This is a genomic window from Georgenia sp. M64 (genome assembly GCF_038049925.1).
In the GTDB taxonomy this organism is placed as follows: Bacteria; Actinomycetota; Actinomycetes; order Actinomycetales; family Actinomycetaceae; genus Georgenia.
The window spans coordinates 2,726,785-2,743,821 of sequence record NZ_CP145809.1 but is presented as its reverse complement, the minus strand read 5'-3'; the positions used below and the strand labels follow the sequence as shown (position 1 = coordinate 2,743,821).

At 75.1% G+C, this 17,037-nt stretch carries 13 protein-coding genes; 8 read left to right on the top strand and 5 right to left on the bottom strand.

Going from position 1 to position 17,037, the window contains the following annotated elements:
• The first annotated feature begins 12 nt into the window (after nt 1–12).
• The 7 genes from rsmD (at nt 13) to AAEM63_RS12310 (ending at nt 4,863) form a co-directional block, all read left to right on the top strand.
• Nucleotides 13–567 carry a 16S rRNA (guanine(966)-N(2))-methyltransferase RsmD gene (gene rsmD / locus AAEM63_RS12340; RefSeq protein WP_341358571.1) on the top strand — a complete coding sequence of 185 codons (555 nt, stop codon included), beginning with the start codon at nt 13–15 and terminating at the stop codon, nt 565–567.
• Between the two features lie 60 nt (nt 568–627).
• Entirely contained in the window at nt 628–1,146 is a 519-nt protein-coding gene (gene coaD, locus AAEM63_RS12335; RefSeq protein ID WP_341358570.1) for a pantetheine-phosphate adenylyltransferase, read from the top strand.
• Nucleotides 1,143–1,649 carry a hypothetical protein gene (locus AAEM63_RS12330; RefSeq protein WP_341358569.1) on the top strand — a complete coding sequence of 169 codons (507 nt, stop codon included), beginning with the start codon at nt 1,143–1,145 and terminating at the stop codon, nt 1,647–1,649. Before coaD ends, AAEM63_RS12330 begins: the two co-directional genes overlap by 4 nt.
• 71 nt (nt 1,650–1,720) lie before the next feature.
• On the top strand, nt 1,721–2,305 hold the full coding sequence (locus tag AAEM63_RS12325) for a YceD family protein (RefSeq protein WP_341358568.1): 585 nt from the start codon (nt 1,721–1,723) through the stop codon (nt 2,303–2,305).
• Complete coding sequence (gene rnc, locus AAEM63_RS12320; protein ID WP_341358567.1) at nt 2,302–3,099, top strand: ribonuclease III; 798 nt, start codon at nt 2,302–2,304, stop codon at nt 3,097–3,099. Before AAEM63_RS12325 ends, rnc begins: the two co-directional genes overlap by 4 nt.
• Nucleotides 3,092–4,114 carry a bifunctional DNA-formamidopyrimidine glycosylase/DNA-(apurinic or apyrimidinic site) lyase gene (mutM, locus tag AAEM63_RS12315; RefSeq protein ID WP_341358566.1) on the top strand — a complete coding sequence of 341 codons (1,023 nt, stop codon included), beginning with the start codon at nt 3,092–3,094 and terminating at the stop codon, nt 4,112–4,114. Before rnc ends, mutM begins: the two co-directional genes overlap by 8 nt.
• A 134-nt stretch (nt 4,115–4,248) precedes the next feature.
• Entirely contained in the window at nt 4,249–4,863 is a 615-nt protein-coding gene (locus AAEM63_RS12310; RefSeq protein WP_341361361.1) for a response regulator transcription factor, read from the top strand.
• Nucleotides 4,864–4,968: 105 nt separating this feature from the next.
• Here the strand turns inward: AAEM63_RS12310 and AAEM63_RS12305 are convergent, their stop codons facing one another.
• From AAEM63_RS12305 to AAEM63_RS12285, 5 genes are read right to left on the bottom strand one after another with little or no spacing between them, the layout of a single operon-like run.
• Complete coding sequence (locus AAEM63_RS12305; protein WP_341358565.1) at nt 4,969–6,714, bottom strand: GAF domain-containing protein; 1,746 nt, start codon at nt 6,712–6,714, stop codon at nt 4,969–4,971.
• Entirely contained in the window at nt 6,711–8,621 is a 1,911-nt protein-coding gene (cydC, locus tag AAEM63_RS12300) for a thiol reductant ABC exporter subunit CydC (RefSeq protein ID WP_341358564.1), read from the bottom strand. Before cydC ends, AAEM63_RS12305 begins: the two co-directional genes overlap by 4 nt.
• Nucleotides 8,618–10,312 carry a thiol reductant ABC exporter subunit CydD gene (cydD, locus tag AAEM63_RS12295; protein WP_341358563.1) on the bottom strand — a complete coding sequence of 565 codons (1,695 nt, stop codon included), beginning with the start codon at nt 10,310–10,312 and terminating at the stop codon, nt 8,618–8,620. The genes cydC and cydD overlap by 4 nt, the downstream gene beginning before the upstream one ends.
• A 4-nt stretch (nt 10,313–10,316) precedes the next feature.
• Nucleotides 10,317–11,381 (bottom strand): cytochrome d ubiquinol oxidase subunit II, encoded by a 1,065-nt coding sequence (gene cydB / locus AAEM63_RS12290; RefSeq protein WP_341358562.1) that lies wholly within the window; start codon nt 11,379–11,381, stop codon nt 10,317–10,319.
• A 24-nt stretch (nt 11,382–11,405) separates the two neighbouring features.
• Complete coding sequence (locus tag AAEM63_RS12285; RefSeq protein ID WP_341358561.1) at nt 11,406–12,899, bottom strand: cytochrome ubiquinol oxidase subunit I; 1,494 nt, start codon at nt 12,897–12,899, stop codon at nt 11,406–11,408.
• A gap of 509 nt (nt 12,900–13,408) precedes the next feature.
• On the opposite strand from AAEM63_RS12285, the gene AAEM63_RS12280 reads away from it, so the two are divergent.
• Nucleotides 13,409–16,918 carry an Rne/Rng family ribonuclease gene (locus AAEM63_RS12280; protein ID WP_341358560.1) on the top strand — a complete coding sequence of 1,170 codons (3,510 nt, stop codon included), beginning with the start codon at nt 13,409–13,411 and terminating at the stop codon, nt 16,916–16,918.
• Nucleotides 16,919–17,037 lie beyond the last annotated feature (119 nt).

Here is a 17,037-nt window from a genome sequence, read left to right as displayed (position 1 = left end):
TAGGCTGGTCCGATGACCAGGATCGTGGCCGGCTCGGCCGGCGGGCGGAGCCTCGACGTGCCGCGCACCGGCACCAGGCCCACCTCCGAACGGGTCCGCGAGGCGCTGTTCTCCCGGTTGGACCACCTCGGCGTCGTCCGGGGCGCCGTCGTCCTGGACCTCTACGCCGGCTCGGGCGCACTCGGTCTGGAGGCAGCCTCGCGCGGGGCGCGCCGGGTGACCCTCGTCGAGGCGGCCCGCCCGGCTGCGGCCCTGTGCCGGAAGAACGCCGCCAGGCTGGGCCTCGGCGGGGTCACCGTCGTCGGCGCCCGCGTCCTGACCCACCTGGCCGGCCCGCCCCTCGCGGCGGACCTCGTCCTGCTCGACCCGCCCTACGACGTCGACGAGGACGACCTCGCCGAGGTCCTGGCACGGCTGGGGGACGGGTGGGTGGCCCCGGACGGGGTGGTCGTCGTCGAACGCTCGCGCCGCAGCCCCGAGCCGGCGTGGCCGGCCGGGATGATCCGCACCGACTCCCGGACATACGGCGACACGCAGGTCTGGTTCGCCGAGCCGGCCCCGGGGTAGCACCGCCACGCGGGTCCCGCCTCCCCGGCGTCGGCCCGCGGGGCCGTTACGGTGACGCCCATGGACGCCACGCGGGACGGCACCCTGGCGGTGTGCCCCGGGTCGTACGACCCCATCACCCTCGGGCACGTCGACGTCGTCCGGCGAGCGCGCGGCCTCTTCGGCGAGGTCGTGGTCGCCGTCGCGCACAACCCCGACAAGCGCTACCTCCTCGACCTCGACGAGCGCCTCGCGCTGGCCCGCTCCGCCACCGCCGGGATCGACGGCGTGCGCGTGGCCGCGGTGCCCGGTCTGCTCGCGGAGTTCTGCGCGCAGGTCGGCGCCACCGCCGTGGTCAAGGGTCTGCGCGGCGCTGCCGACTTCGACGCCGAGCACTCGATGGCCCTCATGAACCGCCACCTCAGCGGCGTCGAGACCGTCTTCGTCATGGGCGACCCGGCGCTCGCCCACGTCGCCTCCTCCCTCGTCAAGGACGTCGCCCGCCACGGCGGCCCGGTCGAGGACCTCGTCACCGCCGACGTCGCCGCGGCGCTGCGCCGCGTGCTGCCCGCACCACCCGTCCCTGGAGGTACGCGATGACCACGACCGAGCAGACCCGCGAGGGCGCCTCGCTGATGTCGATCCTCGACGAGCTCACCGAGATGCTCGGCAGCGCCCGCGCGATGCCGATGTCGGCGTCGGTGCTGGTGAACAGGGCCGAGGTCCTCGACCTCCTCGACGCCGCCCGGGCGGTGGTGCCCGAGGAGATCCACGCCGCGGACGACATCGTCGCCGACGCCGACGCGATGCTCGAGCGGGCGCGCGACCGGGCCGAGGCCGTCCTCGCCGACGCCCGCGCCCGCGCCGAGGAGCTCGTGGCGGGGGAGCGCGTGGTGCGCCTCGCGCAGGAGCGCGCCGCGCAGATCGTCGCCGAGGCGGAGGCGAGCGCCGCGAAGCTCGCCGCGGACGCCAACGACTACTGCGACCGCCAGCTCGCCCAGTTCGAGATCGACCTCGGGGCCATCGGCACCCAGGTCCGTGCCGGCCGGGAGGCGCTCGCCGCCCGGGTCGGCCGCGAGAGCGCCGCCGACACCGAGCGGTAGCGGCCCGGGCGGGTAGCATCGACGCCGGTCCGCGCGCCGTCGCGGAGCCGCCGTCACCCCAGAGGAGAGCCATGGACCCCCGATCCCCGCTCGTGGTCAGCACGCACGACCTCGGCCGCCGGGCCGGGGCGATGCGCACCCTCAGCACGAGCGTCCCAGCCCCCGCCGACATGGGCACGGAGGTCATCGGCGTGCCCCTCGGCGCCGAGCTCGACCTGGACCTGACCCTGCAGGCGGTCGCCGACGGCGTCCTCGTCACCGGCACCGCCGCCGCGCCCCTGCACGGGGAGTGCGTGCGCTGCCTGCGCGACGTCGACTCCTCGATCACCGTCGACGTCTCGGAGCTGTACTACTACGAGGGCCGCAAGGCCGCGCTGACCGAGGAGGGCGACGAGGAGGCCGAGGACCTCCCCGAGCTCGAGGGCGAGCTCCTCGACCTCGAGCCCACCGTGCGCGACGCGGTCGTCCTCGCCCTGCCGTTCCAGCCCCTGTGCCGCGCGGACTGCGCCGGGCTGTGCCCGCACTGCGGCGTCCGTCTCGACGACGCCGAGCCCGGCCACCACCACGAGGAGCTCGACCCGCGCTGGGCCGCCCTCGGCTCGCTCTTCGCCGAGGACGAGGGGTCGGACCCCGAGGGCGGCGAGGAGGCTCGATGAGCCGGCGCCGGGCCAGGCACGACGACGTCGTGGAGACGCCCGCCCGCGACGACGTCCAGGCGCTGCTGGGCGCGCTCGGCACCGACATCGACCCCGAGCTGCTCGTCCTGGCGCTGACGCACCGGTCCTTCGCCCACGAGGCCGGGGGGCTGCCCACCAACGAGCGGCTGGAGTTCCTCGGCGACTCCGTGCTCGGCATCGTCGTGACGGAGTACCTCTACCGCCACCACCCCGACGTCCCCGAGGGGGACCTGGCCCGGATGCGGGCGGCGACGGTGAGCCAGCGGGCCCTCGCGGGCGTGGCGCGCGACCTCGACCTCGGAGCGTTCATCCTCCTGGGCCGCGGCGAGCTCGTCACCGGTGGCCGTGAGAAGGACTCCATCCTCTCCGACACCGTCGAGGCGCTCATCGGTGCGACCTACCTGTGCCACGGCCTGGAGCACACCCGTGGCGTCGTCGAGCAGCTCGTGGCACCGCTCCTGGGCCAGGCCGCCCGCCTCGGCGCCGGCCTCGACTGGAAGACCTCGCTCCAGGAGCTGGCGGCCGGCCGTGGGCTCGGCGCGCCCGGCTACGTGGTCAGCGGCACCGGGCCCGACCACGCCCGCACCTTCTCCGCCGTCGTCCTCCTCGAGGGCGAGCGGTACGGCCAGGGCGTGGGCCCCTCGAAGAAGGTCGCCGAGCAGAACGCCGCCGAGGACGCCTACGAGCGGCTCGACGGCGACGCCGGCCCGCTGCCCGACGACGGCGCCGACGCGGCCGAGCCTCCGGGAACCGACGCGGCCCGGCGTGCCTGAGCTCCCCGAGGTCGAGACGGTCCGGGCCGGCCTCGCCGGCCGGGTCGTCGGCCGACGGGTGGCGACCGCGGAGGTGCTGCACCCGAGGGCGGTCCGCCGTCAGCCCGGCGGGGCCGCCGAGCTCGTCGCCCGGGTGGCCGGCCGCACGGTCGCCGCCGCGGTCCGGCGCGGGAAGTACCTGTGGCTCAACCTCGGTGAACCGGGTGAGCCGGGTGAGCTTACTGAGCACGACCTGCCCCAGGAGGCGCTCGTCGCCCACCTGGGAATGTCGGGCCAGCTCCTCGTCCAGGAGCCCGACGGCAGCCGGCGCCACGACGCCGACGCCGCCGCGTTCGTCGCCGACGGGCCCGCCCGCGACCTCACCGCCACCCTCCCGCCGACGCTCGTGCGGACCGTCCCGCTCTCCACCGCGCACCTGCGCGTGCGGCTGACCTTCGACGATGGCGGCCAGCTCTGGTTCGTCGACCAGCGCACCTTCGGCCACGTCCTGGTCGCCGGCACGGTCCCCACGGCCGACGGCGGGCCCGGCGGTCACGGCAGCGCGGCGCCGGTCCTGCCCGCACCGGTGGCGCACATCGCCCGCGACCTCCTCGACCCCGCGCTCGACCGCGCCGCGCTCGTCCGGCGCACCCGGGCCAGGCGCACCGAGGTCAAGCGCGCCCTCCTCGACCAGACCCTCGTCTCCGGCGTGGGCAACATCTACGCCGACGAGGCCCTGTGGCGCGCCCGCCTCCACGGCTCCCGGCCCACGGACCGACTCTCGCCGGCGCGGGTGCGCGAGCTGCTCGACGCCGCGACCGACGTCATGCGCGAGGCGCTGGCGGTCGGGGGGACGTCCTTCGACGCCCTCTACGTCGACGTCGAGGGCGCCGCCGGGTACTTCGGGCGCTCCCTCAACGCCTACGGCCGCGAGGGCCTGCCGTGCCCGCGGTGCGGACGGCCGATCCGGCGGGAGCAGTTCATGAACCGCAGCTCGTTCTCCTGCCCGGGCTGCCAGCGCCGGGCGCGCGCGTGACCGCGGTGCCCCGGGCCCGGGATGTGTTCCGCGCCACGTCCGGCGGGTGCCGAGATGCCGGGAAAACCCGCCACCTTGGGTAGGCTCGGGGCGTGCCGAACACGCAGGAGACGCCCGTTCACGACATCCGGGTCATGATCATCGACGACCACGAGGTCGTGCGTCGGGGGATCGCGGAGATCGTCGACCGCGCCGAGGGCCTCACGGTCGTCGCGGAGGCCGGCTCGGTGGCCGAGGCCGTGCGCCGGGCGCAGCTCGTCCGGCCCGAGGTCCTCCTCGTCGACCTGCAGCTGCCCGACGGCACCGGCATCGACATCATCGCCACCCTGCGCGAGAAGGTGCCGGACGCGCGGCCCATCGTCCTGACGTCATTCGACGACGACGACGCGCTCGCTTCCGCCCTCGCGGCCGGCGCCAAGGCCTACCTGCTCAAGACCGTCCGCGGCGCGGAGATCGCCGACGTCGTGCGGGCCGTCGCCTCGGGCCGCACCCTCCTGGACGAGCGGACGGTCACCCGCCGGCGCGCGGACCACGAGGACCCCACCGCCGACCTCACCCCGTCCGAGCGCCGCGTGCTCGAGCTCATCGGCGACGGCCTGTCCAACCGCGAGATCGGCGACCGGCTGGGCGTGGCGGAGAAGACCGTGAAGAACCACATCACGGCGCTGCTGTCGAAGATGGGTCTGCAGCGCCGCACCCAGGTCGCCGCCTGGGTCGCCGGGCAGCGCGCCGCCGGCTGGCGGGGCTGACCTCGCCGGACCGCCCGGCCGAGCCCGGCTGAGCCCATCGGCCGACCGGGCCGAACTTCCCGGACTGTCTTCCCGCCGGCCGCGTACCCAGGCGTGGCAGGACGGCTAGCTGAGCGGCACCTGCCAGCTCATGAGGCTGCCCTGGCCGCGCTCGCTCTTGCCGAGGGAGAACGTCCCGCCGTGCCGCCGGGCGCGGGTGGCGAGGTTGGCCAGTCCGGAGCGACGGCTCACGGTGGGGTCGACGCCGCCGCCGTCGTCCTCGACGTCGACGATCACGCGGCCGGTCGGGCCGGAGCCGAGCACGCTCACGCGCACCTGGACCGAGGCGGCCCGGGCGTGGCGGGCGGCGTTGGACAGTCCCTCGCGGACCACCGCGACGACGTCGTCGGAGATGTCCGCGTCGACCCGGTCGTCGATGATGTCGACCAGCCCGGCCTGGGCGTCGTCGTCGGAGATGACGGTGCCCTCGACGTCGATGACGAGCGAGGGGGCGTACCCCAGCGAGGTCCGGGCGAGGGAGGCCTCGCGCCGTAGCCGCTCGACGAGCACGACGGCGGTGTCCGGCTCGCGCAGGGAGTGCACGATGGCGCGGATCTGCTTGACGGACTCGTCCACGCTGGACAGGGAGTCCTCGAGGAGCGTGGTCAGGGCCGGGTCGCCCCGCTCGGCGGCGGCGGTGCGGGCGGCCTCGAGCTGCATGCCGGTGGCGAAGAGCTGCTGGATGGCCAGGTCGTGCAGGTCGCGGCCGATGCGGGCGCGCTCGTCGAGCAGCGCCGCGACGTCCTGGGCGTGCCGGGCCGCGGCGAGCTCGAGGGCCAGAGCGGCCTGACGGGCGACCGACTCGGCCATGGCGCGGTCGGAGGGGTCGAACTCCGGCCCGCCGATGCGCCGGAGCAGCAGGAGCACGCCCTTGCCCTCACCGCGCAGCATCATCGGCGCGTACAGGGCCGGGCCGAACTGGGCGAGCTCGCGCAGGCGCAGCGTGCGCAGCCGGGTGAGGGAGTCGACGATGAGGCCGGTGCCCTCCTTGAGGACCGTCATGGCCCGGCCGTCGGGCGGGAAGACCAGGCCGAGGAGGTCCCCGGCGAGGTACCCGTCGGCGATCTCGCACGCCCAGGCGTCCCCGACGGAGGGCAGCACGATGAGCGCGGTGTCGGCCTCGGCGACGTCGCGGACCCGGGAGACGATCATCTCCAGGGCCTCCTCCTCCTCGGTGCCCTCGAGCAGCGTGGTGGTGATGTCCTGGCTCACCGCGATCCAGCGCTCGCGGTTGCGCGCCTCGGCGTAGAGGCGGGAGTTCTCGATGGCGACCGCGGCCGCCTCCGCCAGGCTCATCATGTCCTGGGCGTCGTGCTCGGTGAACCCACCCAGCTTCTCGGCCAGGTACAGCCGGCCGAAGACCTGCTCGTTGACCCGCACCGGCACCCCGAGGAAGGAGTGCATCGGGGGGTGGCCGGGCGGGAAGCCCCCGAAGTCGGGGTGCTGGGTGAGGTCGTCCAGCAGGAGCGGGCCGTCGACGGGGATGGCCCCGAGCACGCCGTACCCCCGCGGCGGGTGTCGGAGGACCGCCTGCACCTCCTCGCTGACGCCCACCTGGACGAACGCGGTGGTGTTGCCGCGGCTGTCGAGGACGCCGAGCGCGGCGTAGCGGGCCCCGGACAGGCGCGCGGCACGGTCGACGAAGTTCTTGAGCGCGGCCTGGACGTCCAGGTGCGAGGTGAGGTCGATCGCCGCGCCGAGGAGGGAGGAGGTGTTCGAGGCGATGGTGTCCGGGCGCCGGTCGGCGCCGCCGGTGGCGTCGGTGGCCCGGCGGACGTGGATGCCGTCGTCGCCGGGGGCCTCGGCGCTCATCGTCGCTCCTCCTGCTCGGCGGCCCACCGGTAGGCGGGCACGGTGGCCAGGAGCTCGGTGTGCGAGCCCCTCGCCAGCACGGTAGCCGGTGCGGGCGGCCTCGCGCCCGCGTCACCCGCCGGGCCGAGGACCACGACCTCGTCCGCGGCGCCGAGGGCGGCGAGCCGGTGGGTCACGAGCAGGACCCCGCGGCCGGCGACGTCCTGCCCGGCCCGCAGGAGGTCGGTGACCAGGCGGTCGGCGGTGGTCGGGTCCAGGTGCTCCGCGGGCTCGTCGAGCAGCAGGAGCCGGGCGGGGCTGGCGAGCGCCCGGGCCAGGAGCAGGCGCCGGCGCTCCCCGCCGGAGATCGTGGCGGCGTCGGTGCCGAGCCCGGTGGCCGTCCCGGCGGGCAGGCCGGCGAGCCAGTCGCCCAGGCCGGCGCGGCGCAGCAGGTCGACGGCGTCGTCCTCGGTGAGGTCGCCACGGGCGACGCGGAGGTTCTCCAGGACGGTCGTGGCGAAGACGTGCGCGTCCTCGGCCGTGAGGACGACCTGCCGGCTGACCTCCTCGCGGGAGCGGCCCCACACCTGCGTCCCGTCGAGGGTGACCGTGCCGGCCCGCGGCGGCAGCAGGCCCGCGAGGGTGAGGAGGAGGGTGGTCTTGCCGATCCCGCTGGGGCCGACCACGGCGAGCGCGCGGCCGGGCGCGAGGTCCAGGTCGAGGCTCTCGGCGACGACCGGGCCGCCGGGCCAGCCCACGGCGAGTCCCCGGGCGCACAGCCGTGGCCCGTCCGTAGCGGACGGCTCGGCACGGCCCGGGACGAGGGCGCGACCGCTCGTGGGCCGCGCCGTTGCCGCGGCGACCGGCGCCGCCTGCGCGGCGGGCGCCCCGGTCCCGGCGTCCGGACCGGCCGCGTCGAGCAGCGCCATGACCCGTACCGCCGAGCCGGCGGACCGGACGAGCTGCACGGCCGCCGGGCCGAGCATGGCGGTGCCCTCGAACGCGGCCAGCGGGGTGAGGACCACGACGGCGAGCTCGACCGGCTGGAGCGCGCCAGCCACGGTCGCGGGGATCCCCAGCACGATGGCGCCGAGCACGGCCACGCCCATGGCGAGGCTGTCGATGCCTGCGGCGAGCGCGGCGGGCCGGGCGGCCGCGTCCTTGGCGGTGGCCAGCTCGCGCTCGGTCCGGCCCACGGCGCGCAGGAGCGGTGCGACGCGCTGCGAGACGGTGAGCTCGGCGGCGCCGTCGACCATCGTCATGGCCGTGGCGGCGAGCTCGCCGCGGGCGAGGACCTGGGCGTGCTCGGCGAGCCGGGCCGCCCGCATGCTCAGCCACGGCCCGAGGACGCCCGCGACGACGAGGCAGACGGCCAGCACGGCGCCGGCACCGGGGTGCAGCCACGCGACGAGGACGACCGACCCGACCCCGACGACCGCGGCGACCACCGCGGGCAGCAGGGCGCGGACGACGACGTCGCCGACCGCGTCGACGTCGGCGCCCGTCCGGGCCAGGAGGTCCCCGCGGCGCAGACCGGCGACGGCGTCGGTGCGGCCGGCCGCGAGCCGGCGGTAGACCGTCTCGCGCAGCGCCGCCATGCCGCGCAGCGCCACCAGGTGGGAGGCGAGGCGCTCGAGGTAGCGCAGCACCGCACGGGAGATGCCGAAGGTCCGCACCGCCACCGCTGCGACGGACAGCTCCAGCACGGGCGGCATCTGGGAGGCACGGGCGATGAGCCAGGCGGAGGTCGCCGTGAGCGCCACGGCGCTGCCGAGCCCCGCGCTGCCGGCGAGCACCGCCCAGAGCAGACGCACCCGGTCCAGGGCCAGCAGCCCGACGGCCCGGCGCAGGGCCCGGCGCTCATCGGCCGGCAGGACCACCGGACGGTCGGCCACCACCGGCGGGGCGGGCGGGGCGGGAGCGGTCATGACCAGGCCTCGGCAGGCTCGATGGTGGCCGGGGCCGCGGCGACCGTGACGACGTCGTCGGCGAGGTCGAGCAGGGCGGCGCGGTGGGCGATGACGACGACGGTGCGGCCCTGGTCGCGCAGGGCCGCCACGGCGTCGAGGACGTGCTGCTCCGCGGCGGCGTCGAGGTGGGCGGTCGGCTCGTCGAGGACGACGAGCGGGGCGCCACCGAGGAGGGCCGCGGTCAGGGCGAGCCGTTGACGCTGCCCCACGGACAACCCCACCCCGCCGTGGCCCAGAGGCGTCTCCCAGCCCCGGGGCAGCTCGGCCAGGACGGCGTCGAGGCCGGTGGCGCGCGCGGCGGTGGTGGCGGCGTCGTCGACCGGGCGGTCACCCAGGACGTTCGCCCGCACGGTCCCGGGCACGATGACCGGGCGCTGCGGCACCCAGGTGATCTGGTCGAACCACGAGCCGGGCTCGACGTCGGCGAGGTCGAGGTCGGTCGGTCCGGTGCCGGCCGCGCCCTCCAGGCGCACCGAGCCCTCGTCCGGCCGGAGCAGCCCGAGGACCACCTGCGCGGCCGTCGTCTTGCCGGCGCCCGAGGGGCCGGCGAGGGCGACCACGCGCCCGGGGTGCAGGCGCGCGCTCAGCCGCCACGGCGCCCAGGTGGCCCGGCCCGGCGCCGCCACGCTCACGCCGTCGAGGACGATGTCGGTGCGGCGCAGATCGGGGGCGGGGACGGTGCCCGGCGTGGCCGGGCGCTCCTCGAGGACGGCGAAGGCCTGCTCGGCGGCGGCGACGCCGTCCGCGGAGGCGTGGAAGTGCGAGCCCACCTCGCGAAGCGGGCGGTACACCTCGGGCGCGAGCATGAGCACGGTGAGGCCCGTGGTGAGGTCCAGCCCGCCGTAGACCATGCGCATGCCGATCGTCACCGCCACGAGCGCCACGGAGATCGACGCGAGGAACTCCAGCACCGCCCCCGAGAGGAAGGCGACCTTGAGCGTGGCCATCGTCGTGCGGGTGTAGGCCTGCCCCAGCTCGCGCACCCGTGCGGCCGGTCCCTGCTCCCGGCCGAGGGCCTTGAGGGTGGCCAGGCCCGCGAGGAGGTCGAGGAGCTGGGTGCCCAGGCGCTGCATCGCGACCAGCCGCTCGGCGGCGAAGCGCTGGGTGAGCACCCCGATGAGCCACATGAAGACCGGGATGAGGGGGATCGTCGCGGCGACGATGAGCGCCGAGGTGAGGTCCAGCCCGAGGATCACCAGGACCGTGGCGGGGGTGACCGTCGCGGCGAGCAGCAGCTGGGGAAGGTAGCGCACGAAGTAGGGCTCGAGGTCGTCCAGCCCCCGGGTGGCCAGGGTGACCACCCGCGGGCCGTTGCCGTCGGCGAGCCACCGCGGGCCCAGGGCCACCGCCCGGGCGAGGACCTGCTCGCGCAGCTCGGCGACGACGTCACGGGCGGCGCGGTGGGCGAGGGACTCCTGGACGACCAGGACGACGGCGCGCAGCACCAGCACCCCGGCCAGGGCGGCCACGAGCGGCGCGGCCTGCGCCCAGCCCGCCCGGCCCTCGACGACGGGGGAGACCGCGCGGGCGACGAGCACGGCCTGGGCGATCACGGCCGCGGCGGTGACGAGCCCCGTCACCGCCGTCAGGGCGATGTAGCGGCGGGCCGCCCGGGCGTGCCTGAGCAGGCGTGGGTCGAGCGGCTTCACCGCCTCAGTGTGCCCCAGTGCTGGACTCGAACGCGCGGACGTCGGTGGGGTGCAGGCCGTCGTCGCCACCGCCCGGCGCGGCGACGATGCGCTTGCGGAACACCCAGTACGTCCAGCCCTGGTAGGCCAGGACGACCGGCACGAAGAACAGCGCGACGATGCTCATCACCGTGAGCGTGGCGTCGGTCGAGGCGGCCTGGTCGATGCTCAGCGACCACGCCGGGTCCAGCGAGGAGGGCATGACGTTGGGGTACATGGTCCCGAAGATGAGGACCACGGCCGCGACGATCGCGACGGCGTTGAGGACGAACGCCCAGCCCTCGCGGCGTTCACGGGTGGCCACGACGACGCCGACCAGGGCGACGGCGGCCACGACCAGCGGGACCCACGTGAGGGAGTGGGCGGAGAACGCCAGCTGCGCCCACACGGCCCACACCCCGGCGACAACGAGGGAGAGCACCGACAGCCGGGCCGCCAGGGCGCCGGCGCGGTGGCGGATCTCGCCGTCGGTCTTCAGCGCCAGGAAGACCGCGCCGTGGGTGAGGAAGACCGTGGCGGTCATGACCCCACCGAGGAGGGTGAACGGCGTGATGAGCGAGAAGAACCCGCCGACGAGCTGGTGGTTGCCGTCGACCACCTCGATCTCCATGCCCTGGACGAGGTTGGCGAACGCCACGCCCCACAGGACCGCCGGGATCCAGGCGCCGACGGTGTGGGCCCAGTCCCAGCGGCCGCGCCAGCGAGGGTCGTCGATCTTCGCGCGCCACTCGATCGCGACGATGCGGATGATGAGCGCGAAGAGGATGAGCAGCAACGGCAGGTAGAAGCCGGAGAACATCGTGGCGTACCACTCGGGGAAGGCCGCGAAGGTCGCGCCGCCCGCGGTGAGCAGCCACACCTCGTTGCCGTCCCAGACGGGCCCGATGGTGCGCAGCATGGCGCGGCGCTCGTTCTCGTCACGGGCGAAGGGGCGCAGCAGCATGCCGACGCCGAAGTCGAAGCCCTCGAGGACGAGGTAGCCGGTCCACAGGACCGCGATGAGCAGGAACCACAGGAGGGGGAGGTCCACGGCGTGTCTCCAGGTCGGGGGCGGTCAGTACGCGAAGGACAGGGTCGGTGCGGGCTCGTCGGTGCCCTGCGGCGCGTCGGTGACGTCCTCGGGCAGCGGGCGCACCCCTTCGCGGACGTAGCGCCGGATGAGCATGAACCACACCACGCCGAGCGCCGCGTACAGCAGCGTGAAGACCACCAGCGAGGTGATGACCGAGCCGGCCGAGACGACCGTGGAGACCCCGTTCTGGGTGAGGAGGTACACCTGGTCGACCGGGTTGGCGGGGTTGGGGTGGACCACCCAGGGCTGGCGGCCCATCTCGGTGAAGATCCAGCCGAAGGACGCCGCGAGGAACGGCATGGGCAGGGCCAGCAGGCTCAGCCGGGAGAACCACATCTTGTCGGTGACCCGGCCCCTGCGCAGGAGCCACAGGCCGGCCAGCGCCAGGGCGGCGGAGAAGACCGCCAGCCCGATCATGAGCCGGAAGCTCCAGTACGTGACCATGAGGTTGGGGGTGTAGTCGACCTCGCCGAAGGCGTCGGAGTAGCGCTCGGTGTACTCGGCCTGGATGTCGTTGACGCCGGGGAGGTAGCTCTCCGGGCCGCTGAAGGAGCCGGTGCCGAGGAAGGAGGTCAGGCCCGGGATCTCGAGGATGGCGTGGGCGCTCTCGCAGCTGTTGGACAGGTCGCCGATGGTCAGCAGCGAGAACGAGGCCCCCTCGGTGCCCTCGCACAGCGCCTCGGCGGCGGACATCTTCATGGGCTGCTGCTCGTACATGAGCTTGCCCTGGATGTCGCCGGTCCCGACGACGCCGATCCCGGCCAGGACGATCGTGACGAGGCCGACGTACGCGCCGCGGCGCCACACCTGTCGCGCCTCGTTCTCCCGTCCGGCGCGCACCGAGCGCACGATCCACCAGCCGCAGATGCCGGCGACGAACGTCCCGCCGACGAGGAACGCCGACGTGATGGTGTGCGAGAACGCGGCGATGAGGGTGTTGTTCGTCATCACCTCGAGGAAGCCGCCGACGCCGTCGAGCTCGGCCCGGCCCGTCTCGGGGTTGTAGACCGCGCCGACCGGGTGCTGCATCCACGAGTTCGCCGCGAGGATCCAGTACGCGGAGATCGTCGAGCCCACCGCCACCATCCAGATGGAGAGGCTGTGCAGCCAGCGGGGCAGCTTGCCCTCGCCGAAGATCCACAGCCCGAGGAACGTCGACTCGAGGAAGAACGCGGCGAGCGCCTCCACGGCCAGCGGGGCGCCGAAGATGTCGCCGACGAAGCGGGAGTACTCCGACCAGTTCATCCCGAACTGGAACTCCTGCACGATGCCCGTGGCCACACCCAGGGCGAAGTTGATGAGGAGGATCTTGCCGAAGAACTTCGTCAGGCGGTGCCAGTGCTCCTTGCCGGTGCGCACCCACGCGGTGTGCATTCCGGCCACCAGGGGCGCCAGGCCGATCGTCAGCGGGACGAGGACGAAGTGGTAGACGGTCGTGATGCCGAACTGCCACCGAGCCAGGTCGAGTGTCTCCACCTTCGAAGCCCTTCTCAGACGGGGGGAGGGGGGGCGCGCCGCGCCCGGGGCGGGCTGTGCGAGCACGAATTCTGCCACGTCCAAACCTACGATCGGGCTCTGTGGCGTACCGGGACCAAGGTCCCGGGAGATGACGGGACGTCAGGACCACCTGGTCCGTCCCGCGCGCGTCCCGCCCGGACCGGGCCGCCCTGTGAGATACTCCGTGATGGTCGGAGAGCAGATCCACACCCCGTTCTCCGGTCCGACGACGTCGCGACCGCCTCGTACCGGGCGCCCACCTCGCGCCGCCTCGCCAGACCAGGTGAGTGCGCTGCAGCAGGGGCACCGGTGCAGGCACCGCCGAGCCGGAGACGGCCGGCGGGTCGTCCCGTCCGTCGGCGGCGGGCCGCGCACCGAATGCGCACCCGGCGTACACCAGGACTTCCGTCCGCGGCTCGCCGCGGACGATTGACGCCCGAGGGCGCCGGCAGGGTGTGGACGGCGTCCCGGGTGGAGAGGCTCACCCCATGAGCGAGAACGACAGCACCACCCCCGCCGAGACCGCCGGCGCCGAGGCCACCGAGGCCCCCAAGCGACGTCCCCGGTCCCGCCGCGTCACCGCCCCCGCCGGTGCCGCGACGACGGTGGAGGGGGCCACCCCTGAGGCGGGTGCGCCCGACGAGACCGCCGCGGCCCCCGCGGCGAAGAAGGCCCCCGCCCGGCGCAGCCGCGCCAAGACCCCGCCCGTCACCACCGAGGGCGGCAGCGCCGACCCGGCCGGGCAGGAGCCCGCCGTGGACGCCCCGGACGCCGGCTCGGTCACGGCCACGGAGGGCGAGGCGCCGAAGAAGCCCCGCACCCGCCGCGCGTCCACCCGCAAGACCGCGGAGGTCGCTCCTCCCGCCGACGCGCCGGTCCCCGCCGAGGCGCCGGTCCCCACCGACGCGCCGGTCCCCGCCGAGGCGGCCGACCGGGCCGACGCCGAGCCGGCGCCGAAGAAGACCCGCGCCCGCCGCACCACGAAGAAGGCGGCTCCCGCCGAGGTCGCTGCCGACGTTCCCAGCGAGGCGGGCCCCGGGGACCAGACCGCGCAGCCCGTTGAGTCGGCTCCGCTCGCGCAGACCGGGTCTGCACCCTCCGCCGAGGGCCGGACCGCCGACGCCACGCCCGGGACCGCACCCCAGGCCGGCGCCGCCGAGACGGCTGGGGCCGGTCCCGACGTGGCCGAGGACGGCGCGGCCGGGGCCGGCAAGCGCCCGGCCCGTCGGAGCCGCCGCGCCACCGCGCCCGCCCGCTCGCCGGAGCAGAAGATCGACGTCCTCGCCGAGCTTGGCCTCGGCGGGCCCGCCGCTCCCGCTGACGAGCCGGTGACGGAGGACGAGGACGAGGACGCCGAGGTCTCCGTCGCCGACGAGACCGAGGACGGTGGCGAGGCCACCGCTCCCGCGGCTGCTGGAGAGCCGGCCGAGGGGCCGCGACTGCCCGCGGCCGCCCTGCTGTTCCAGGCGCCCGACACCAGCCGCGCCCGGCCGCGCCGCCGGGCCTCCGCACCCGCGGGTGCACCGGTCCCGGCCACCGAGCGCACCGACACCGTGACCGCCGAGGCCACGACCTCCGAGTCGGAGCCGGCCGCCGAGGAGCCGCGCGGCCGTCGTCGTGGTGGCCGTCGCAAGCCGGCCGAGCAGCCGGCCGCGGAGCAGCCGACCGTTCAGGAGGAGCTGCCGGAGGAGACGGTCGCCGCCGCCGAGGAGCCCGAGGAGACCGACGGCGCCGAGGAGACCGGTGACGAGGAGCGCGGGGGACGCCGTCGCCGTCGCCGTGGCGGCCGTGGCCGTCGTAACCGTGGCGGCCAGGGCGAGAGCGGCGGCGAGGACGACGAGGAGTCGGCCGAGTCCACCGAGGACGAGCCCGAGGAGGAGCCCGAGTCCGGCGAGGACGAGGGCGAGGAGGGCGGCTCGAGCTCGCGTCGCCGTCGCCGGCGCCGCCGTTCGGGCCGGTCCGGGGAGACCGAGGAGCCCCGTCCCGCTCGGGACGAGGTCACCGCGCTCAAGGGCTCGACCCGTCTGGAGGCCAAGCGTCAGCGTCGCCGGGAGGGCCGTGAGGCCGGGCGGCGCCGACCCACGCTGAGCGAGGCCGAGTTCCTCGCCCGCCGCGAGGCGGTCGACCGCAAGATGATCGTGCGGGAGAAGGACGGTCTCAACCAGATCGCCGTGCTCGAGGACGGCATCCTCGTCGAGCACTACGTCGCCCGGCACACGCAGACCTCGATGGTGGGCAACGTCTACCTCGGCCGCGTGCAGAACGTGCTGCCGTCGATGGAGGCCGCGTTCGTCGACCTCGGCAAGGGCCGCAACGCCGTCCTCTACGCCGGCGAGGTCAACTGGGACGCCGCCGGGATGGAGGGCCAGCCCCGCCGCATCGAGCAGGCGCTGAAGTCCGGCGACACCGTGCTCGTCCAGGTCACGAAGGACCCCATCGGGCACAAGGGCGCGCGTCTGACCTCCCAGATCACCCTCGCGGGGCGCCACCTCGTGCTCGTGCCCTCCGGGGCGATGACGGGCATCTCCCGCAAGCTCCCCGAGAACGAGCGGGCGCGGCTGAAGAAGCTCCTCAAGGAGATCGTCCCCGAGGGGGCCGGCGTCATCGTGCGTACGGCGGCCGAGGGCGCCTCGGAGGAGCAGCTGCGCGCCGACGTCGAGCGACTCACCAAGCAGTGGGCCGACATCGAGTCCAAGGCCAAGAACGCCAAGGCCGCGCCGCTGCTGCTCAAGGGCGAGCCCGAGCTCGCCGTGCGGGTGGTCCGTGACGTCTTCAACGAGGACTTCGAGTCTCTGGTCGTCTCGGGTGGCGGGGCCTGGGAGACGATCTCCGGGTACGTCCGGGACCTCTCGCCGGACCTCGCGCACCGCATGCACCACTGGACGAGCGAGCGCGACGTCTTCGCCGAGCACCGCGTGGACGAGCAGCTGGCGAAGGCGATGGACCGCAAGGTCTGGCTGCCCTCCGGTGGCTCGCTGGTCATCGACCGCACCGAGGCCATGACCGTCGTCGACGTCAACACGGGCAAGTTCACCGGTTCGGGCGGCACGCTCGAGGAGACGGTCACCCGCAACAACCTCGAGGCCGCCGAGGAGATCGTCCGCCAGCTCCGGCTGCGCGACATCGGCGGGATCATCGTCATCGACTTCATCGACATGGTCCTCGAGTCCAACCGCGACCTCGTCATGCGCCGGCTCCTGGAGTGCCTGGGCCGGGACCGGACCCGTCACCAGGTCGCCGAGGTGACCTCGCTCGGCCTGGTCCAGATGACCCGCAAGCGGGTCGGTCAGGGCCTCGTCGAGGCCTTCTCCACCCCGTGCGAGGCCTGCAACGGCCGCGGGTTCGTCGTCCACGACGCCCCGGTCGAGCGCAGCGCCAACGGAACCGCGGTGGAGGAGGCGCCCCCGAGCGCACGTCGTCGTGGGGGCCGCAAGGGCAGTGGTGGCTCGCAGCCGGAGGCCGCACCCGAGCCGAAGGAGCAGGCGGAGGACCCGGCCGCCGTCGCTGCGCGCGAGGCCGTCAAGGCCACGCTCGCGACGATCGCCGCGGCCGCCGCCAGCGCGCACGAGCACGACCACGAGCACCCCAGGTCGGAGTCCGACAGCTCCGGCGCCGGTGAGACGGTCTCGACCGGCTCGACGGGCAAGGAGCCCGAGCTCACGGCCCTGGCCATCGGCGAGGAGCTCGCCGCGCTGCGGGCGTCCGCCGGTGCGTCGTCCGACGTGGATGAGGCCCGGCCGGAGCGGAGTGCTGCCGCCGAGATCTCTGCGGCCTCGGTCGCCGAGCCGGCGGAGGCCGCTGAGCCGGTCGTCGAGTCCACCGGCGTCATCGGGGCCCCGGCCCCGGCCGCGGCGGTCACGCCGGCGTCGCCCGGCGAGGCGGCAGCGGACGAGGCACCTTCCGCCCCCGCGCCCCGGCGGGCGCGACGCAGCCGACGGGTCGTCGCGAGCGGCGTCGTCACGCCGCCGTCCTCGACGTCCGAGGGGCAGCAGCAGTAGCCGAGCGCAGGTTGTAGGACCTGGCAGGCGGGGGTCGGACCACACGGTCCGGCCCCCGCCTCGTCGTGGTCCGGTGTCCGGGCGAAGTTCGCGAAGTTTCCACAGGTGTGCCCAAACGC

What these genes read in the sequence shown, in the direction of transcription:
- rsmD (WP_341358571.1), top strand. Translation starts at nt 13, where the DNA reads ATGACCAGGATCGTGGCCGGCTCGGCCGGCGGGCGGAGCCTCGACGTG.
- coaD (WP_341358570.1), top strand. Translation starts at nt 628, where the DNA reads ATGGACGCCACGCGGGACGGCACCCTGGCGGTGTGCCCCGGGTCGTAC.
- AAEM63_RS12330 (WP_341358569.1), top strand. Translation starts at nt 1,143, where the DNA reads ATGACCACGACCGAGCAGACCCGCGAGGGCGCCTCGCTGATGTCGATC.
- AAEM63_RS12325 (WP_341358568.1), top strand. Translation starts at nt 1,721, where the DNA reads ATGGACCCCCGATCCCCGCTCGTGGTCAGCACGCACGACCTCGGCCGC.
- rnc (WP_341358567.1), top strand. Translation starts at nt 2,302, where the DNA reads ATGAGCCGGCGCCGGGCCAGGCACGACGACGTCGTGGAGACGCCCGCC.
- AAEM63_RS12310 (WP_341361361.1), top strand. Translation starts at nt 4,249, where the DNA reads ATGATCATCGACGACCACGAGGTCGTGCGTCGGGGGATCGCGGAGATC.
- AAEM63_RS12305 (WP_341358565.1), bottom strand. Translation starts at nt 6,714, where the DNA reads ATGAGCGCCGAGGCCCCCGGCGACGACGGCATCCACGTCCGCCGGGCC.
- cydC (WP_341358564.1), bottom strand. Translation starts at nt 8,621, where the DNA reads ATGACCGCTCCCGCCCCGCCCGCCCCGCCGGTGGTGGCCGACCGTCCG.
- AAEM63_RS12280 (WP_341358560.1), top strand. Translation starts at nt 13,409, where the DNA reads ATGAGCGAGAACGACAGCACCACCCCCGCCGAGACCGCCGGCGCCGAG.